This is a genomic window from Streptomyces sp., from assembly GCF_031178505.1.
GTDB classification, from domain to species: domain Bacteria; phylum Actinomycetota; class Actinomycetes; order Streptomycetales; family Streptomycetaceae; genus Streptomyces; species Streptomyces gulbargensis.
Genome location: NZ_JAPSIW010000014.1, coordinates 1 through 15916, shown reverse-complemented (window position 1 = coordinate 15916; position 15916 = coordinate 1). Strand labels below are relative to the sequence as shown.

General features: G+C 72.6%; 15 protein-coding genes and 1 pseudogene. 7 read left to right on the top strand and 9 right to left on the bottom strand.

From position 1 onward, the window contains the following. Positions 1-106: 106 nt before the first annotated feature. The 5 genes from RIF68_RS02920 to RIF68_RS02900 all read right to left on the bottom strand — a co-directional run bounded on the left by RIF68_RS02920 (position 107) and on the right by RIF68_RS02900 (position 5241). Positions 107-1282, bottom strand: coding sequence for an NAD(P)/FAD-dependent oxidoreductase (locus RIF68_RS02920; RefSeq protein WP_309049503.1), 1176 nt, complete (start codon positions 1280-1282; stop codon positions 107-109). A gap of 174 nt (positions 1283-1456) precedes the next feature. Further along, entirely contained in the window at positions 1457-3430 is a 1974-nt protein-coding gene (locus RIF68_RS02915) for a protein kinase (protein ID WP_309049502.1), read from the bottom strand. 79 nt (positions 3431-3509) lie between these two features. After that, a complete protein-coding gene (locus RIF68_RS02910) occupies positions 3510-4139 on the bottom strand; it encodes an HAD-IA family hydrolase (RefSeq protein ID WP_309049501.1) in 630 nt (209 codons plus the stop codon). Beyond that, positions 4136-4381 (bottom strand): DUF397 domain-containing protein, encoded by a 246-nt coding sequence (locus RIF68_RS02905; protein ID WP_309049500.1) that lies wholly within the window; start codon positions 4379-4381, stop codon positions 4136-4138. The genes RIF68_RS02910 and RIF68_RS02905 overlap by 4 nt, the downstream gene beginning before the upstream one ends. Continuing rightward, positions 4378-5241, bottom strand: a complete 864-nt coding sequence (locus RIF68_RS02900) for a helix-turn-helix transcriptional regulator (protein ID WP_309049499.1) — start codon at positions 5239-5241, stop codon at positions 4378-4380. The genes RIF68_RS02905 and RIF68_RS02900 overlap by 4 nt, the downstream gene beginning before the upstream one ends. Positions 5242-5332: 91 nt before the next feature. Here RIF68_RS02900 and RIF68_RS02895 point away from each other — a divergent pair, with 91 nt between their 5' ends. Beyond that, on the top strand, positions 5333-5800 hold the full coding sequence (locus tag RIF68_RS02895) for an ATP-binding protein (RefSeq protein ID WP_309049498.1): 468 nt from the start codon (positions 5333-5335) through the stop codon (positions 5798-5800). A gap of 18 nt (positions 5801-5818) precedes the next feature. Here the strand turns inward: RIF68_RS02895 and RIF68_RS02890 are convergent, their stop codons facing one another. Together RIF68_RS02890 and RIF68_RS02885 are read right to left on the bottom strand one after the other, a co-directional pair. Continuing rightward, entirely contained in the window at positions 5819-8041 is a 2223-nt protein-coding gene (locus RIF68_RS02890) for a VCBS repeat-containing protein (RefSeq protein ID WP_309049497.1), read from the bottom strand. Between the two features lie 123 nt (positions 8042-8164). Then, entirely contained in the window at positions 8165-8680 is a 516-nt protein-coding gene (locus RIF68_RS02885) for a DUF664 domain-containing protein (RefSeq protein WP_309049496.1), read from the bottom strand. A 254-nt stretch (positions 8681-8934) separates the two neighbouring features. Between RIF68_RS02885 and RIF68_RS02880 the strand changes: the two genes are divergently transcribed. Next, positions 8935-9780: a M23 family metallopeptidase gene (locus RIF68_RS02880; RefSeq protein WP_309049495.1), complete on the top strand. Its 846-nt coding sequence runs from the start codon at positions 8935-8937 to the stop codon at positions 9778-9780. Between the two features lie 144 nt (positions 9781-9924). On the opposite strand, the gene RIF68_RS02875 is transcribed toward RIF68_RS02880, so the two are convergent. Next, positions 9925-10128 carry a cold-shock protein gene (locus RIF68_RS02875; RefSeq protein WP_030208785.1) on the bottom strand — a complete coding sequence of 68 codons (204 nt, stop codon included), beginning with the start codon at positions 10126-10128 and terminating at the stop codon, positions 9925-9927. A 282-nt stretch (positions 10129-10410) separates the two neighbouring features. Between RIF68_RS02875 and RIF68_RS02870 the strand changes: the two genes are divergently transcribed. From RIF68_RS02870 to RIF68_RS02850, 5 genes are all read left to right on the top strand, one after another. Then, a complete protein-coding gene (locus RIF68_RS02870; RefSeq protein WP_309049494.1) occupies positions 10411-11292 on the top strand; it encodes a menaquinone biosynthesis protein in 882 nt (293 codons plus the stop codon). A gap of 463 nt (positions 11293-11755) precedes the next feature. After that, positions 11756-12970 carry a cyclic dehypoxanthinyl futalosine synthase gene (gene mqnC / locus RIF68_RS02865; protein WP_309049493.1) on the top strand — a complete coding sequence of 405 codons (1215 nt, stop codon included), beginning with the start codon at positions 11756-11758 and terminating at the stop codon, positions 12968-12970. Positions 12971-12977: 7 nt separating this feature from the next. Further along, on the top strand, positions 12978-13577 hold the full coding sequence (locus RIF68_RS02860; RefSeq protein WP_309049492.1) for a hypothetical protein: 600 nt from the start codon (positions 12978-12980) through the stop codon (positions 13575-13577). Positions 13578-13635: 58 nt separating this feature from the next. Beyond that, complete coding sequence (locus RIF68_RS02855) at positions 13636-14337, top strand: demethylmenaquinone methyltransferase (protein ID WP_309049491.1); 702 nt, start codon at positions 13636-13638, stop codon at positions 14335-14337. 177 nt (positions 14338-14514) lie between these two features. Continuing rightward, positions 14515-15801: a geranylgeranyl reductase family protein gene (locus RIF68_RS02850; RefSeq protein WP_309049490.1), complete on the top strand. Its 1287-nt coding sequence runs from the start codon at positions 14515-14517 to the stop codon at positions 15799-15801. On the opposite strand, the pseudogene RIF68_RS02845 reads toward RIF68_RS02850, so the two are convergent. Next, positions 15767-15916, bottom strand: a pseudogene (locus RIF68_RS02845) (AraC family transcriptional regulator); the annotation flags it as partial. The gene RIF68_RS02850 and the pseudogene RIF68_RS02845 overlap by 35 nt on opposite strands.

The following is a 15916-nucleotide window of genomic DNA, read 5'->3' as shown; positions in this document are numbered from 1 at the left end:
TCACGGCGCCAGGACGCGGAACACGTGGCCCTCCGGATGGTCGGGCACGTCCACGGCACGTGCCCCGCCCCCAGGGGAAGGGGTGAGGACCGGACGTGCCATCGGATCAGTCCGCTCGGCGGGCCGGCCGGGTCCGGGCGATGCGGCGGGCTATCTTCTCGGCGTCGCGGGAGAGTTCGCGGAGCATGCCGCTGATCGGGTTGGTGAAGCCGGTGAAGTACAGGCCGGGGGCCTCGCGGGGGCAGCGGGCGCCGCGCACCAGGGGGCGGCCGTGGTCGTCGAGGACGCCCAGGTGCCCCACGAGCGGTTCGAGGGCGCGGCGGTAGCCGGTCGCGGCGATGACGGCGTCGGGGGTGATCCGGGTGCCGTCGGCGAGGAGCACGTCCGGTCCGTCCAGGGCCTCGACGGCGGCGACGACCTCGACCCGGCCGGAGCGGACGGCGTCGATCAGGCCCACGTCCTGCACGGGCACCGCGCCCGCGCGGGCGCGGGCCAGCAGGCCCGTGTCCGGCCGGGGGAGGCCGTGGGGGGTGAGGTCGGGCATGAAGATCCGGCCGAGCAGCGCGGCCCCCGGGTCGACCAGGGCGGCGGGCAGCCGGCGGGCCAGGATGCCGGAACGCTGGGCGGGCCAGCCCAGGGTCGAGCGGCGCACGATGTGGGGGACCGTGCGCACCGCGAGCCGCACCCTTCCGGCCCCGCCGTCCGCGAGGTCCGCCGCGATCTCGGCGCCGGTGTTGCCGGCGCCGACGACCAGGACGTCCTTCCCCGCGTACGGACCGGGATTGCGGTAGGCGCGCGCGTGGATCAGGTCGCCCGTGTACGTGTCGCGGCCCGGCCAGTCCGGCAGGCGCGGGGTGTGGTTGTAACCGGTGGCGACGACGACGGCCCGGCCGGTCAGCCGGCGGCCCCCGGTGGCGTGCAGGACCCACCGGTCGTCCGCGCGCTCGACGCGGAAGACCTCGACGCCCGTCACGACCTCCAGTTCGTGCTTCTCGGCGTACGTCTCCAGGTAGCGGACCACGTCGGCGCGGGCGACCCAGCGGCCGAAGGAGCGGGGCATCCGCAGGCCCGGCAGCGAGGAGAGCCGGCGGGTGGTGTGCAGCCGCAGCCGGTCGTAGTGGCCGCGCCAGGAGGCGCCGAGGGCGTCGGACTTCTCCAGGACGACGGCGCGGACGCCCCGGGCGCGCAGGGTGGCGGCGACCGCGAGCCCGCCGGGGCCGCCGCCGATGACGTACACCGGGTGGACGACCTGCGGAGAAGGTGCTTGGGGGGTGGTGACCATGAATGCTGAGCGTAATGACGTGTACACGCTGTAGGTCTCGGTCATGAGGGATTTCGGTTGCGAATCGGTCACGCGGGGCCGGGGTGCCGGAAGGCGGCCCCCGGACCGGGCCGGTCGGGGGCGCCTTCCGGCGGGGGGACGGGGGTGGGGGTCCGTCCCCGTCTTCGGGGCCCGTCAGCGGGCCCCGATGTTCCGCCAGAGCTGGCTGCCGCCGGCGCCGCAGGGGTACGTCATGGCGAAGCTTCCCCCGGTCAGGCAGTTGCCGTCGCTCGCGTTGCGCAACGTCCGGCCGACGGACGAGGAGCTCAGCACCTTCCAGGACTGGACGGCGGACCCGTTGCACGCCGAGGTGGTCACCGAGGTGTTCCCGGCGGGCTGGAGGCAGCGGCCGGTGGTGGCGTTGACCAGCCGGAAGCTGCCGTCGGACGCGGGCCGGTAGGTCCAGGCGAACCGGTAGGTCGCGTTGGTGCCCCGGGAACCACAGGCCACCGTGGTGACGAGGTGGCTGAAGCCCGCGTCGTACTCGGCCAGGCAGTCGCCGCTGGTGCCGCTCTCCAGGGAGTACGTCCCCGAAGGCGCCGACCCGGTGGACGGCGCGGGCGGCGGGGGAGCGGGCCGGGTCGTCTGCGGTGGGATGGTGGCGGGCCGGGTGGTGGTGCCGCCCGAGGAGCCGGACGACCCCGCCCCGGAACCGCCGCCGGACCCCGGGCCCGAACCCGAACCCGGGTTGGTGCCGGGCGCGGTGCCGGTCCCCGTGGTGGCGCCTCCGGTGGCCGGTCCTCCTGTGCCGCCCCCCGCGCCTCCGCCCGCACCCCCGTGGGCGGGCGGAGGCGGGGGAACGGCCGTACCGGTACCCGGCGGTTTCGACGCCGGGGTGGGGGAGGTGGAGACCTTGGCGGAGGAGGACGGGGAGGACGGGGCGACCGGCGCGGGGCCGCCCGGTGCCGGGGCGGTGACCACGGCCGACGGGGAGGCGGAGGGCCGGGGACCGGCGCTGCTGCGGCCGATCTCGTACGGACCGAGGGCCACGGTCAGGGTGGTCCCGGTCGCCACGACGACGGGCACGGCGAGCATCACGAACCGGTTCCGGCGCTCCTTCCGCCGCTCCGGACCGGACGGACCGGTCACGGGCTCCTGACGGCTGCGGGGGGTGAGGGAGGCGGTCGCGATGTCCTCGGACGGCTCGGCGGCCTCCAGTTCGGCCAGGTGCGCGGCGGTGGGCGCCCCGGCGGCGAAGGCGGTGCGTTCCGCTATTCGCTCCGCCACGGCCGGCGGCCAGGCGGCACCGGCGGCGCCCTCCTCGGCCCGCCCGACGAGCTCGGCGGCGGTCGGCCGGTCCGCCGGGTCCTTGGCGAGGCAGGACCGTACGACCTCCAGGAGCGCGGGGGCGGTCTCGGCGAGTTTCCCCACCTCGGGCTCACCGTGCACGATCCGGTACAGCAGGCCGGGACCGGAACCGTCACCGAACGGGGGGCGCCCGACGGCCGCGTACAGGACGAGGCTGCCGAGCGCGAAGACATCGGCGGCGCCGGTGAGACGGGGGTCGGCGACGGCCTGTTCGGGGGCCATGTAGGCGGGGGTCCCGATGGCCATGCCGGTCCGGGTGAGCCGGGACTGGTCGGCGGCCCGGGCCACGCCGAAGTCGATGAGCGAGAGCCCGCCGGCGGTCAGCATCACGTTGGACGGCTTGAGGTCCCGGTGCACCATCTCGGCCGCGTGCACGGACCGCAGCCCGGCGGCGGCCTCGCGCAGGAGGAGCCACAGGGCCTCGGGCGGCAGCGGGCCGCCGTGGAGGCGCACGGCCTCGTTGAGGGTGATTCCCGGGATGTACTCGGTCGCGAACCACGGCGGCTTGGCGGTGCGGTCGCTCGCGAGGAGCTTGGCACTGGCCCCGGCGGGCAGCCGGGCGAGGTTGTCCAGCTCGTGCCCGAAGTGGCTGAGGAACTCGGCGTCCTCGGCGAGGACGGGCAGGACGCGCTTCACCGCCGCGAACTTCCCGGGTACGGCCCCGAGATGGACCCGGCCCATACCGCCGGACCCGAGCACGCCGAGCAGTCTGAACGCGCCGATGCGCCGGGGATCCCCGGGTTCCAGCGGCAGAGCACCACTGCCGTTCAAACTAGAGCTGTTTTCCAATTCCCCCTGCATGGCGGACAGCGTAGCCGAGCCCAACGGGCACGCGGGAGCGCGGATTTGGGCGGACGGGGGACCGGGCCCCCCACGGGGCCTACGGCCGCCCGGCCAGAGCCAGGATGTGCGGGGCCGCCTCCGCCAGGGACGGGAAGTGGCGGTGGGCCTCCGGGTGCGGGGCCGGGGTGTTGACCGTCCACACCCTCATCCCGGCGTCGAGCCCCGAGCGCACCCCCGAGGGCGTGTCCTCGATCACCAGACACTCCGCCGGATCCGCGCCGAGCCTGGCGGCGGCGGTCAGGTACGGGACCGGTGACGGCTTGCCCTCCACCACCGAGGCCGCGTCGATGATCAGCCCCGGCAGCGGAAGCCCCGTCCGCTCGAACCGCCCCCGCACCCGGTGCTCGTAGTTCGACGTCACCAGCGCCCAGCGGTCCGCCGGCAGCGCCCCCAGCAGTTCGGCGGCGCCGTCGAACGCGCCGTACGACCCCGTCCGCACGTCCTCGTCCTCCAGGGCGTGCAGCAGGGCCAGGCACTCCGCCGGGTCCCGCCCCGGCGCCACGGCCGCGAAGGTCTCCACCGGCCGCGTCCGCAGCGCGACGGCGTACACCTCGTCCCCGTCGAGCCCGTACCGCGCGGCCCACTGGTGCCAGACGCGCCGCTGGTTGGCGACGGCGTCCATGAGGGTGCCGTCCACGTCGAAGAGGACGAAGTCCGCCGAGGTCACCCCCGGGACGCCCCGGCCACGAACGCGGCCCAGGAGGCGGGCGAGACGGCGAACTGCGGGCCCGCGGGGTTCTTCGAGTCCCGCACGTGCACGAGAGCGGGGTGCACGGCGACCTCGACGCAGTTGCCGCCCTCGCTGCTGCTGTAGCTGGACTTGCGCCAGTCGTAGGCGACCTCGATGCAGTTGCCACCTTCACCGTCGCTGTAGCTGCTCTTGAACCAGGCCAGATCCGTGGTGCTCATAGCTCTCCCACCATCTTCTCGATCAACTCCAGGGACTCGCGAGGCGTGAGTGCCTGCGCCCGGATGATCCCATAGCGCTCGGTGTACATGCGGACCTCTTCAGGGTCGGTGATCAGTCGCGGGTGGCCGTAGCTTTCCGTGTACGCGACTTCCCGGCGCCCCTTGGGGGTGAGCAGAGTGAACGCACCTCCCAGGGCCGGGTGTTCCTCCCGGTCCAGCGGTTGGACCTGAAGGGTCACGTTGCGCAGTTCCGCCACCTCGATGAGGCGGAGCAACTGCTCGCGGAAGGCATCCCGTCCGCCCAGGGGGCGGTGCAGAATCGCCTCTTCGATAACGAAGCTCATCGTCGGCGCGGGCCACTTCTCGAAGATGGTCTGACGGGCCAGTCGATCGGCAAGCCGCCGTGCGATGGTCTCCTCGTCGTACAGCGGACGGCGGTAGCGGAACACCGTCTCCGCGTAGGCGGGTGTCTGGAGAATGCCGGGCACCACCTGCACTTCGTAGTAGTGACCCGCCACCGCCTTCGACTCTTCGTCCGCGAAGTCCCGGAACCAGTCCGGGTGCCTCACCCGCGCCCGCGCCAGTGCCGCCCGGACGTCGTCCACCGCCGCCACCAGCACCCCGTCCGCCTCCAGCGCGGGGTCCGCGCGGATGAGGAAGTCCGGTTGGGGCGTCCGTACGCCCCGTTCGACGGAGGACACCAGATCCTCGCTGCAGTGCGTGACCGCGGCCAGTTCCGCCTGGCTCAGGCCCGCGTTCTTGCGGAGCACCTTGATGATTTTGCCCAGCGCGTTGAACAGGTGCGCCGTACCGTCCACTTCGGAGGGCCGTTCCGGCCGCTCCTCCTCGTTGCCCGACATCCGTACCGCCCTCTTGGCGTACCCGTACAGTTACCCAGCGTCGTCGCGTCGCTGCTGGTCAGCGTACGGCGGGGGCGCCAGGCTCGGGGTCATGAAGTCGGAAACCACCACTCCAACCAGTGAGTTCACCCCGGTGTTCGCGCTCCGTCTGTCGGCCACGCGCCGGGGTGCGCGGCTGGCCCGTCTGCTCGCCGTGCAGCAGCTCCACGACTGGGGCGTGACCGGCCCGGCCGCCGAGGCGGTCGAGCTGGTCGTCGCCGAGCTGGCTTCCAACGCCGCCCTCCACGGGCGGGTGCGCGGCCGGGATTTCGAGGTGCGGATGGAGCGGGAGGAGGACCAGGTCCGGGTGGAGCTGTCGGATGCCCGGTGCGAGCGCCTGCCGTCACCGCGCACGGACCCGGAGCCCGGCGAGGGCGGCTACGGGCTGCTGCTCGTGGCCGCCCTCGCGAGCGCGTGGGGCGTGAAGGACCGGTGTGTCGGCAAGACGGTCTGGGCGACCGTGCCGCTGACCGGCCGGAACCGGGCCGGGCGTCCCTCGCCCGAGGGCGAGGGTGGGTAGAACTGCCGGGAGGGACCGTCAGACGACCGGGTTGAACGGGGTCGTCGTCGCCGGGTGGATGGAGCTGGTCACGCGCGGGCCGAAGGGGGCCGTGGCGTTGCCGGTGCCGGGGTAGACGTACGAGCCGCCGGGGCCGTACGCGTAGAGGTCGTTGCGGCCGTCGCGGTTGGCGTCGCCCAGGCCGACGAGGTGGGTGAAGGCGCCCCAGCCGGCGCCGAGGCGGACGCGGGGCGCGAAGCCGCCGCTGCCGTTGCCCGGGTAGAACCAGAGGACGCCGGAGGTGTCGCGGGCGAGGAGGTCGCCGGAGACGGTGCCGCCGAGGTCACCGGTGGCGGTGAGCTGGTTGTAGATGCCGAAGCCGGTGCCGATGCGGACGCGCGGGGCGAAGGGCGCGGACCAGCTTCCGGTGCCCTTGTAGAGCCACAGGCCGCCGGTGGTGTCGGTGGCGAGCATGTCGGCCTTGCCGTCGGAGTTCAGGTCGCTGCCGCCGGTGAGCTTGTCGTACGCGTTCCAGCCGGCGCCGAGGCGGACGCGCGGGGCGAAGGTGCCGTCGCCCTTGCCGAGGTAGAGCCAGAGGACGCCGGAGGCGTCACGGGCGACGAGGTCGGCGGCGGGGGCGCCGGCGATGTCGCCGACGTTCTCGATGCGGTTGTAGATGCCCCAGCCGGTGCCGGCGAGCTTGCGGCCGGTCGACCAGTAGGTGCTGCTCCAGTCGGTGCGGACCTCGTCCTTCCACAGGCGGCCGGAGGCGTCGAGGGCCAGCAGGTCGGGGGTGCCGTTGTCGTCGTAGTCGTGGAGGGCGGCCTTGCGGACGACCTTGAAGGTGCCGGTCTTCCTCAGGTCCGGGCCGATGCCGTTGAGGGGCTTGGCGACGACCTCCCAGACGTAGTCGCCGTTGGGGGCGATGTCGGCGCCGAGGGTGCCCGGCCAGTCCATCCGGAAGTGGTCCATGCGCTCGCCGGAGGTCTGCGTGGTCCTGCCGGTGCGGACGTGGCGCAAGGTGATGGTCGTGGCCGCGTTGGACCGGGTGAGGGTCCAGCTCAGCGGGACGGTGCCGCTCTTGTCGAGGTCGACGACGGGCGGGACGGTGTGGGCGGCGAGCCCGACGGCGGTGGGCACGCCGAGGCCGGTGATCAGGGTGGCGGTGGGCCTGCCGTCCTCGCCGGTGGCGATCCGGTAGAAACCCTCGCCCCGGTCCGTGGTGCCGCCCCGGACCACGAGGGAGCCGTCGGGGTGGAGGGCGGTGCTGCTGACGTGGTCGAGGAGCCTGACCGTCTCGCCGGACGTGACGTGGCGGGCGGTGAGCGCGTGGAGCGGCGAGGGGGCGAGGGCGGTGCCGCCGCCGGTCTGGGAGGTGAGGGTCCAGTCGCCGGCGAGGTGGGTGCTCTGGGCGTCGGTGCCCTGGCCCAGCGGGGTGGTGACGACGGGCTGCTCCGGCCCGCGCGGGGAGGTGGCGAGCTGGACGGTGCCGTCGGCGGACCGCTCGGTCCACGCCCAGTGGCCGGCGGTGAGGGAGGCGGACCGGACGGTCTGTCCGGGGCTCGCCGTGCGCCGCTCGACGAACTTGCCGGTGGTGAGGTTCAGGGCGGCCAGGTGGTACTGGGAGTCGATCCGGTACGTGACGAGCGCCAGGTCCGGGACGCCGGTGCCGGTGACCCGGGTGACGCGCGCGTTGCCGGGGATCTCGGTCACCCGCACGGAGGTGGAGGACGAGGCGTTCGGGTGTTGCATGAGCACGGCGACGTCCAGGACGTCCTGGTCGTTGACGTGGCCCATGACGAGCTTGCGGCCGACGATGCCGTAGGGGCGGTGGCGAGGGTCGCCGTAGGAGAGGCCCGTCGAGATGCCCCCGGTGTCCCCGACCATGTTCTGGAACCAGTACGTGGACTGGGTCTCGTTGCGGCGGACGACGAGATCGGCCATCTCGCTGCCGAAGTACTCGACGCCGCGTGCGGGCAGGAGCTGGGTCGCGCCGTCGGCGTACGAGGTCCAGCGGTGCTCGGTGCCGTTCACGGTGGGGGTGCGGGTCAGGAAGCCGCTGGGGCCCGCGCTGACGAGGTACGCGCCGGCCGGGACGGCGGCGAGCGGCGCGTCGGCCGTGGCGGCGGGTGTGGCGGAGAGGGCGGCCGGGGCCTGCGGGGCGGCCACCGCACCGGGGCTCCCGACCAGGGCGCCTGTCGTGACGGCCAGGACGGCGGTGACGGCGGCGGTGAGCCGACGGGCCGAAGAAAGGTGCTGCACGGTGTGAATCCCCCCATAGGAAACAGGCGTGGCTGTGGCCACACCTGTTCGACTCCCGGCGGGGTCGGGGGGTTGTACCGGAACGGTTTCCGGTGGAGGAACCGCCGTGGCGCGCCGCGCGATTCAGGCCGTACCGCCCCGCTCCACCACGCCCCGCACGTACCCCGCCTGCCCCGCGTGCTGGAGGTCCTCCGCGATCACCGAGACCAGGCGCACGCCGAGGGTCACCGGCGGGTCCCAGGCGGTGTCGACGACGCGGTCCAGGTCGGTGTTCTTCACCGGGCGCAGCAGTTCCTCCGTACGGGCGTGCACGGCGTCGTGGTAGCCGAGCAGCAGATCGGCGGGGGCGCGCACCTTCGCGACCTGGGCGCCGGTGTGGCCGTACCCGGTCTCCCCCTTCGGGAAGGGCAGTGCGAACCGGTCGCGCCAGCCGTCGGTGTCCCACAGCTGCTCGGTGCCGAAGGCCCCCGCGAGGTGGTCGTCCTGGATGCGGGTGAGGTGCCAGACGAGCCAGGCGATCGAATTCGCCCCGGGGTCGATCCGTACGGCGAGTTCCTCGTCCGTGAGACCTTCCACGGCCTCGTGGACGGCCTCCCGCACCCGTCCGAACGAGTCGAGCAGCAGACCGGCGGTGTTCATGGGAGCTCCTCTCGGCGATCCGCCCGGGCGGCCCGGGGGGTTCCACCGTCGCACCCGTGGCGGGCGGCGGCAGGTCGGACCCGCGGGCCTCTCCCCCGAACCGGTGCCCGGGCCATGTGTCCGGAGTACGTCATCCGGCCGTCACGTATGTGTGGCACGCGGTCTACTGCGCGTCGCGGTCTTCCGGCACCCTGTGGTCGTTCGGTCTCGTTCCACGCGCGTCGACACCCTGCACCGGCTACCCCGGAGGACGCATGCGTTCCCTGCGTACGGTACGGATCTCCCTCTTCGGCAGTCTGCTCGCGCTGGTCGCGGGCCTCCTCACCGCCCTCACCCTGAGCAGCCCCGCGCACGCGGCGCCCCTCTTCAAGGCCCCGTTCCCCTGCGGCCAGAAATGGACCTACAGCCATCACTCGGCGGAGGTCCGCCAGGCCCTCGACTTCGTCCGCTCCGACGGCGGTACGACGGCCGGCACGCCGGTCCTGGCCTCGGCCTCCGGCACCGCCTACCGGTACTCGCAGCCCTCCGGCGCCGGGAACTACATCGTGGTCGACCACGGCGGCGGCTGGAAGACGTACTACTTCCACCTCAACGCCTACTCGGTCGCGCACGGCGCCGCCGTCTCCCAGGGCCAGCAGATCGGCACCACGGGCTCCACGGGCAACAGCTCCGGCGCCCACATCCACTACGAGCAGCTCTACAACGGGGTCGGCCAGACCATCGTGATCAACGGCGTCTCCCTCGCGCCCTACCCCGGCTCGTACGGCTCCAAGCACCTGACCAGCGACAACGGCTGCTCCGGCGGGGGCGGCAAGTTCTGGGTGGACACCTTCGCCAACGCCACGGGCTACGCGCAGGCGAACACGAACGACGCGCAGGGCGTGCTGTACGCGGGCACGAACTACGTCTACTGCAAGGTGTGGGGCCAGGAGATCCGGGACGCCTCCGGCAACTACAACCACTGGTGGCTGCGGACCGACCTGGACACCGTGTACGCGGGGAAGAACGGCTACGGGGCGTACGTCTCGGCGTACTACCTGTCCCGCTGGGGCAACGACGAGGCCCGCGACAACAACGGGACCGTGATCCCGAACTGCTGACCGGGCCCGGGGCGGTGCGCCGGGGCCGGGCCTCCGGCACACCGCCGGCCCGGAAAAGGGCAGGAGCCCCGCTCGTGCCGCGAGACACGGAGCGGGGCTCCTTGGGTACTGCTCTAGTCGTGCGCTGTCGCCGACCCGGGCACCTTAGGCCGGGGTGACGTTCTCCGCCTGCGGGCCCTTCGGGCCCTGCGTGACGTCGAAGGTCACGAGCTGGTTCTCCTCGAGCGAACGGAAGCCGTTCGCGTTGATCGCGGAGTAGTGGACGAAGACATCCGGGCCGCCGCCGTCCTGGGCGATGAAGCCGAAGCCCTTTTCAGCGTTGAACCACTTGACGGTTCCGGTAGCCATAAGCCCTCCTTGGGCCAAAGGGTTGCCCTGCTCCAGAACCTGCAAACAAGTCTGAAAACTACAAAAGCCTGCGGGTTACATGCTCCGCAGGCTCTGTACTGCAAGGGAAACCAAACTGCAACTTGCGTCGAGCCTAGCACGCGACCTGCTTGCGGCGGTAGAGGTAAAGATCACGTCACTCGCATGTTTGAACCGCTCTCCGGTGCTGACGTGTGCCGGGCTCCGCAGGCCGGTGCCGCCCCCGAAGGTGTCCACCGTACGAGACGGGTCTAGCCTCGCGATGTGGACAATGCAACCGACGACCACCAGCGCAGCCGGCCCCGCGTCGGACACATCCAGTTCCTGAACTGCCTTCCCCTCTACTGGGGGCTCGCCAGAACCGGAACGCTCCTCGACCTCGAGCTCACCAAGGACACCCCGGAGAAGCTCAGCGAGCGGCTCGTCGCGGGCGACCTCGACATCGGTCCGATCACCCTCGTCGAGTACCTCCGCAACGCCGGCGACCTGGTCGCCCTGCCGGACATCGCCGTCGGCTGCGACGGCCCCGTCATGTCCTGCGTGATCGTCTCCCAGCGGCCCCTGGACGAGCTGGACGGCGCCCGTGTGGCCCTCGGTTCCACCTCCCGCACCTCCGTGCGCCTGGCGCAACTGCTGCTCGCCGAGCGGTACGGGGTCCGGCCCGACTACTACACCTGCCCGCCGGACCTGGGCCTGATGATGCAGGAGGCGGAGGCCGCCGTCCTCATCGGCGACGCGGCGCTGCGGGCCTCCCTCCACGAGGCGCCCCGGCTCGGGCTCCAGGTGCACGACCTGGGGCTGATGTGGAAGGAGTGGACGGGGCTGCCCTTCGTCTTCGCCGTCTGGGCGGCGCGCAAGGACTACCTGGCGCGCGAGCCGGGGACCGTCCACGAGGTGCACCAGGCCTTCCTGGCCTCCCGGGACCTCTCCCTCGAAGAGGTCACCAAGGTGGCCGAACAGGCCGCGCGCTGGGAGGCGTTCGACGCGGGGCTCCTGGAGCGCTACTTCCGCACGCTCGACTTCCGCTTCGGTGCCGAGCAGCTCGCGGGAGTGCGGGAGTTCGCCCGCCGGACGGGTCCCACGACCGGATTCCCGGCCGACGTGACGATCGACCTGCTGGCTCCGGCGGACCGCCGGGCGGACTGAACCCGTTCGGAAATCCACCGGGACGAAATGCGGCGCATTTCCCGGCGTGCGGCGAATCGGCGCAACTGCCGAAGGGGGAGAGGAATCGATTCTTCCGCTCGATTCCCCGGCGAGGTCCCCGGGGAATCCCCCGGGTCCTCCCCGATGGCACCCGGAGGGCCTCCCCGGATGTTCCCCCGATGTCACCGGGCGTCCTCCGGTAAGTCCCTCCCGGGTCGTCCCGGAAGAGATCCGGGAAGGGGCCGGGGGCGATCCGGGAATCGACCCACCGGGGGTCCCGCCGCCCCGCCCCGTCAATTGTCCGTTCACCGGCAATTCGTTCGCGCGTACGCCGTCGCCCCGCACCGGGACCCGGCGTCCCCGCGCGCTCCGGTTTCCGCCCGTGCCACCCGCCCGTGGGCCTGCCGACCGCTGGCGTAGGCTGGCCGGGTCCGTCGATACGCCTCCGAAAGGGACACGCCCGGTGACCGAGAAGGCCGAACTCACGTCTCTTGATGTCGCAGCCGTTCTCGACCGCGCCGCCGCGGGTGGCCGGATCACCCCCGAGGAGGCGCTCGCCCTGTACCGCTCGGCGCCGCTGCACGCCCTCGGTGCCGCCGCCGACGCCGCGCGCCGACGCCGCTACGCGGGGACCGAGCACATCGCGACGTACATCATCGAGCGGAACATCAACTACACCAACGTCTGCGTGACGGCCTGCAAGTTCTGCGCCTTCTACGCCCCGCCGAAGGACACGGCCAAGGGCTGGACCCGCGACCTCGACGACATCCTGCGCCGCTGCGCGGAGACCGTCGAGCTCGGCGGCACGCAGATCATGTTCCAGGGCGGCCACCACCCGGACTACGGCGTCGAGTACTACGAGAAGCACTTCGCCGCCATCAAGAAGGACTTCCCGCAGCTGGTCATCCACTCCCTCGGCGCCTCCGAGGTCGAGCACATGGCCCGCATCTCCGGCGTCTCCGTCGAGGAGGCCATCACCCGCATCCACGCCGCCGGCCTGGACTCCTTCGCCGGTGCCGGCGCGGAGCTGCTGCCCGAGCGCCCGCGCAAGGCCATCGCCCCCCTCAAGGAGAGCGGCGAGCGCTGGCTGGAGATCATGGAGATCGCCCACAAGCTGGGCGTCGAGTCCACCTCCACCATGCTCATGGGCACCGGCGAGACCAACGCCGAGCGGATCGAGCACCTGCGGATGATCCGCGACACGCAGGACCGGACGGGCGGCTTCCGCGCCTTCATCCCGTACACGTACCAGCCCGAGAACAACCACCTGAAGGGCCGCACGCAGGCCACCCTCTTCGAGTACCTGCGGATGATCGCGATCGCCCGCCTCTTCCTCGACAACGTGGCCCACATCCAGGGCTCCTGGCTGACCACCGGCAAGGAGGTCGGCCAGCTGTCCCTGCACTACGGCGCCGACGACCTCGGCTCGATCATGCTGGAGGAGAACGTGGTCTCCTCCGCCGGTGCCAAGCACCGCTCCAACCGCCTGGAGATCATCGACCTCATCCGCAAGGCCGGCCGCGTCCCGGCGCAGCGCGCCACCACGTACGAGCACCTCGTCGTCCACGACGACCCGGCGAACGACCCGGTCGACGACCGCGTCGTCTCCCACATCTCCTCCACCGCGATCGAGGGCGGCACGGCCCACCCCGAGCTGAAGCTGCTCGACGCCCGCTGAACCGCCGGTGCTGACGATCCACGTCGCCGAGGCGACGCCCGGGGCCGCCGTTCTGGTCGACGGCGCGCGCGTCGCCGCCGTCGGCCCGTACGAGGAACTGGCCCAGGCCCGCCCCCAGGCGCGCACGCGCCGGTGGCCGGGCATCCTCACGCCCGGCCTGCTCAACCCGTACGGGCCCGAGCTGCTGGAGCAGACCTACCACCCGGACCCCCGGGAGGCCGCGACCCTCGGCACCGAACCGCTCACCGGAGAGCGCGCGCGGGCCGTCTTCCGCGCCGACCCCGCGCGGCGGGGCGCCTCGGCGCGGCGCGGGGTGCAGCGGCTCCTCGCGCACGGGACGGTCGCCGTGGCCGGCGAGCTGCGCGACCGGGCGGTGGTCGACGCGGTGCGCCGGGCGGGGCTCGCCGTGGGCCGCCGCCCCGAGGTCCTGCCGGGCCCTCCGTCGCTCTCCCCGGTGCCGCTCGTCCTGCTGCCCCGGCTCGTGGCCGGTGGCGTCGCGCGGTTCGCCGTCTTCGACGTCCCCGACACCGAGGCCCTCGTACGCCGGGGCGCCGTCACCTGCGTGGCCACGGTCATCGACGGCCGCCTGGTCTTCCGCCGCCGGTAGGGACGCGGCGCGGGGGCGGTCCCGGGGGTGGGGGAGGGCGGCTGCCACAATGGGAGGCGTGACCCGCGCATCCCTGGACAAGCAGCCGCACGAAGTCGCCTCGATGTTCGACGACGTGGCGGCGAACTACGACCTCACCAACGACGTGCTCTCGCTCGGCCAGGACCGCCGCTGGCGCAAGGAGGTCGCGAAGGCGGTCGACGCCCGCCCGGCGCAGAAGGTCCTCGACCTGGCCGCCGGCACGGCCACCTCCTCCCAGCCCTTCGTGCGGGCGGGGGCGTACGTCGTGCCCTGCGACTTCTCCCTCGGCATGCTCCGGGTCGGCAAGGAGCGCCACCCGTGGATGCCGTTCACGGCGGGCGACGGGATGAAGCTGCCGTTCCGCGACGACGTCTTCGACGCCGTGACCATCTCCTTCGGCCTGCGCAACATCCAGGACACCGAGCGGGCGCTGAGCGAGCTGTACCGGGTGACGAAGCCCGGCGGCCGCGTCGTCATCTGCGAGTTCTCCCACCCGACCTGGGCGCCCTTCCGCACGGTGTACGAGGAGTACCTGATGCGCGCGCTGCCGCCGGTGGCCCGCGCGGTCTCCTCCAATCCCGACGCCTACGTGTACCTCGCCGAGTCCATCCAGTCCTGGCCGGACCAGCCGGCCCTCGCCGCCCTCCTGCAGAAGGCCGGCTGGTCGAAGGTGGCCTGGCGGAACCTCACCGGTGGCATCGTCGCCCTGCACCGGGGCTTCAAGCCCGAGCCGGCGTAGCACCGTTGCGGGCGCGGTGACGCCCCCACACCGGGTACGGCCCTGACTACCCGCGCCCATGCGGCGCGGGGCTCCGGCCGGCCGAGGACCGGCCCCTCCGGCACCCTCCGGTGCCGCCGGGACGGGCCCCCATAGACTGCGACACATCCTCATCGCCGAACCCTGGGAGACTCCGCCGTGACCGAGAAGCCCCTCTCCGAGCACAGCGCAGACGTCATCGTCGTCGGGGCGGGCCCGGCCGGCTCCACCACCGCGTACTACCTCGCGAAGGCCGGGCTCGACGTCCTGCTCCTGGAGAAGACGGCCTTCCCCCGCGAGAAGGTGTGCGGCGACGGCCTCACCCCGCGTGCCACCAAGCAGCTCGTCGCCATGGGCATCGACATCTCCGAAGAGGCCGGCTGGCTGCGGAACAAGGGCCTGCGGATCATCGGCGGAGGCGTACGGCTCCAGCTCGACTGGCCGGACCTCGCCTCGTACCCGGACTACGGACTGGTCCGCAAGCGGGACGACTTCGACGAGATGCTGGCCCGTCAGGCGGAGAAGGCCGGGGCCCGGCTGTACGAGCGCTGCAACGTGCAGGGGCCCGTCACCGACGACCGTACGGGCCGGATCACCGGGGTCCGGGCCAAGCTCGGCGAGGAGAAGCGCGAGGTCACCTTCCACGCCCCGCTGGTCGTCGCCGCCGACGGCAACTCCACCCGGCTCTCCCTGGCGATGGGGCTGCACCGGCGCGAGGACCGGCCGATGGGCGTGGCCGTGCGGACGTACTTCACGACCCCCCGCCACCAGGACGACTACCTGGAGTCCTGGCTGGAGCTGTGGGACCGGCGCGGCCCGCAGGACCGGCTGCTGCCCGGCTACGGCTGGATCTTCGGCATGGGCGACGGCACCTCCAACGTGGGCCTCGGCATCCTGGACTCCTCCTCCGCCTTCCGCGAGCTGGACTGGCGCGAGGTCCTGAAGGCCTGGTGCGCCTCGATGCCCGAGGACTGGGGCTTCACCCCGGAGAACATGACGACGCCGATCCGCGGCGCGGCCCTGCCGATGGCCTTCAACCGGCAGCCGCACTACACCAAGGGCCTGCTGCTGGTGGGTGACGCGGGCGGTCTGGTCAACCCGTTCAACGGCGAGGGCATCGCCTACGCGATGGAATCCGGGCAGATCGCCGCCGACGTCATCGTCCAGGCGCACGCCCGCACCACCCCGGAGCAGCGCGAGCTGGCGCTGCGGAACTACCCGCGCATCCTGAAGGACACCTACGGCGGCTACTACACGCTCGGCCGCGCGTTCGTGAAGCTCATCGGCAACCCGAAGGTCATGAAGATCGCGACGCAGCGCGGTCTGACCCACCCGGTCCTGATGAAGTTCACCCTGAAGATGCTGGCGAACCTCACCGACCCGACGGGCGGTGACGCCATGGACCGCATCATCAACGGTCTGTCGAAGGTGGCGCCGAAGGCGTGACCGCACGCCGGTAGGCCGTCGGGGAGAGGCCCAGGACGCGCGTGAAGTGGCGGCGGAGGTTCGCCGCCGTGCCCAGACCGCTGTGCTCGCCGACGCGTTCCACCGGCAGGTCGGT

Coding starts and splice junctions, on each gene's coding strand:
- RIF68_RS02920 (WP_309049503.1), bottom strand. CDS start 1,282: ATGGTCACCACCCCCCAAGCACCTTCTCCGCAGGTCGTCCACCCGGTG.
- RIF68_RS02915 (WP_309049502.1), bottom strand. CDS start 3,430: ATGCAGGGGGAATTGGAAAACAGCTCTAGTTTGAACGGCAGTGGTGCT.
- RIF68_RS02905 (WP_309049500.1), bottom strand. CDS start 4,381: ATGAGCACCACGGATCTGGCCTGGTTCAAGAGCAGCTACAGCGACGGT.
- RIF68_RS02900 (WP_309049499.1), bottom strand. CDS start 5,241: ATGTCGGGCAACGAGGAGGAGCGGCCGGAACGGCCCTCCGAAGTGGAC.
- RIF68_RS02895 (WP_309049498.1), top strand. CDS start 5,333: ATGAAGTCGGAAACCACCACTCCAACCAGTGAGTTCACCCCGGTGTTC.
- RIF68_RS02885 (WP_309049496.1), bottom strand. CDS start 8,680: ATGAACACCGCCGGTCTGCTGCTCGACTCGTTCGGACGGGTGCGGGAG.
- RIF68_RS02880 (WP_309049495.1), top strand. CDS start 8,935: ATGCGTTCCCTGCGTACGGTACGGATCTCCCTCTTCGGCAGTCTGCTC.
- RIF68_RS02875 (WP_030208785.1), bottom strand. CDS start 10,128: ATGGCTACCGGAACCGTCAAGTGGTTCAACGCTGAAAAGGGCTTCGGC.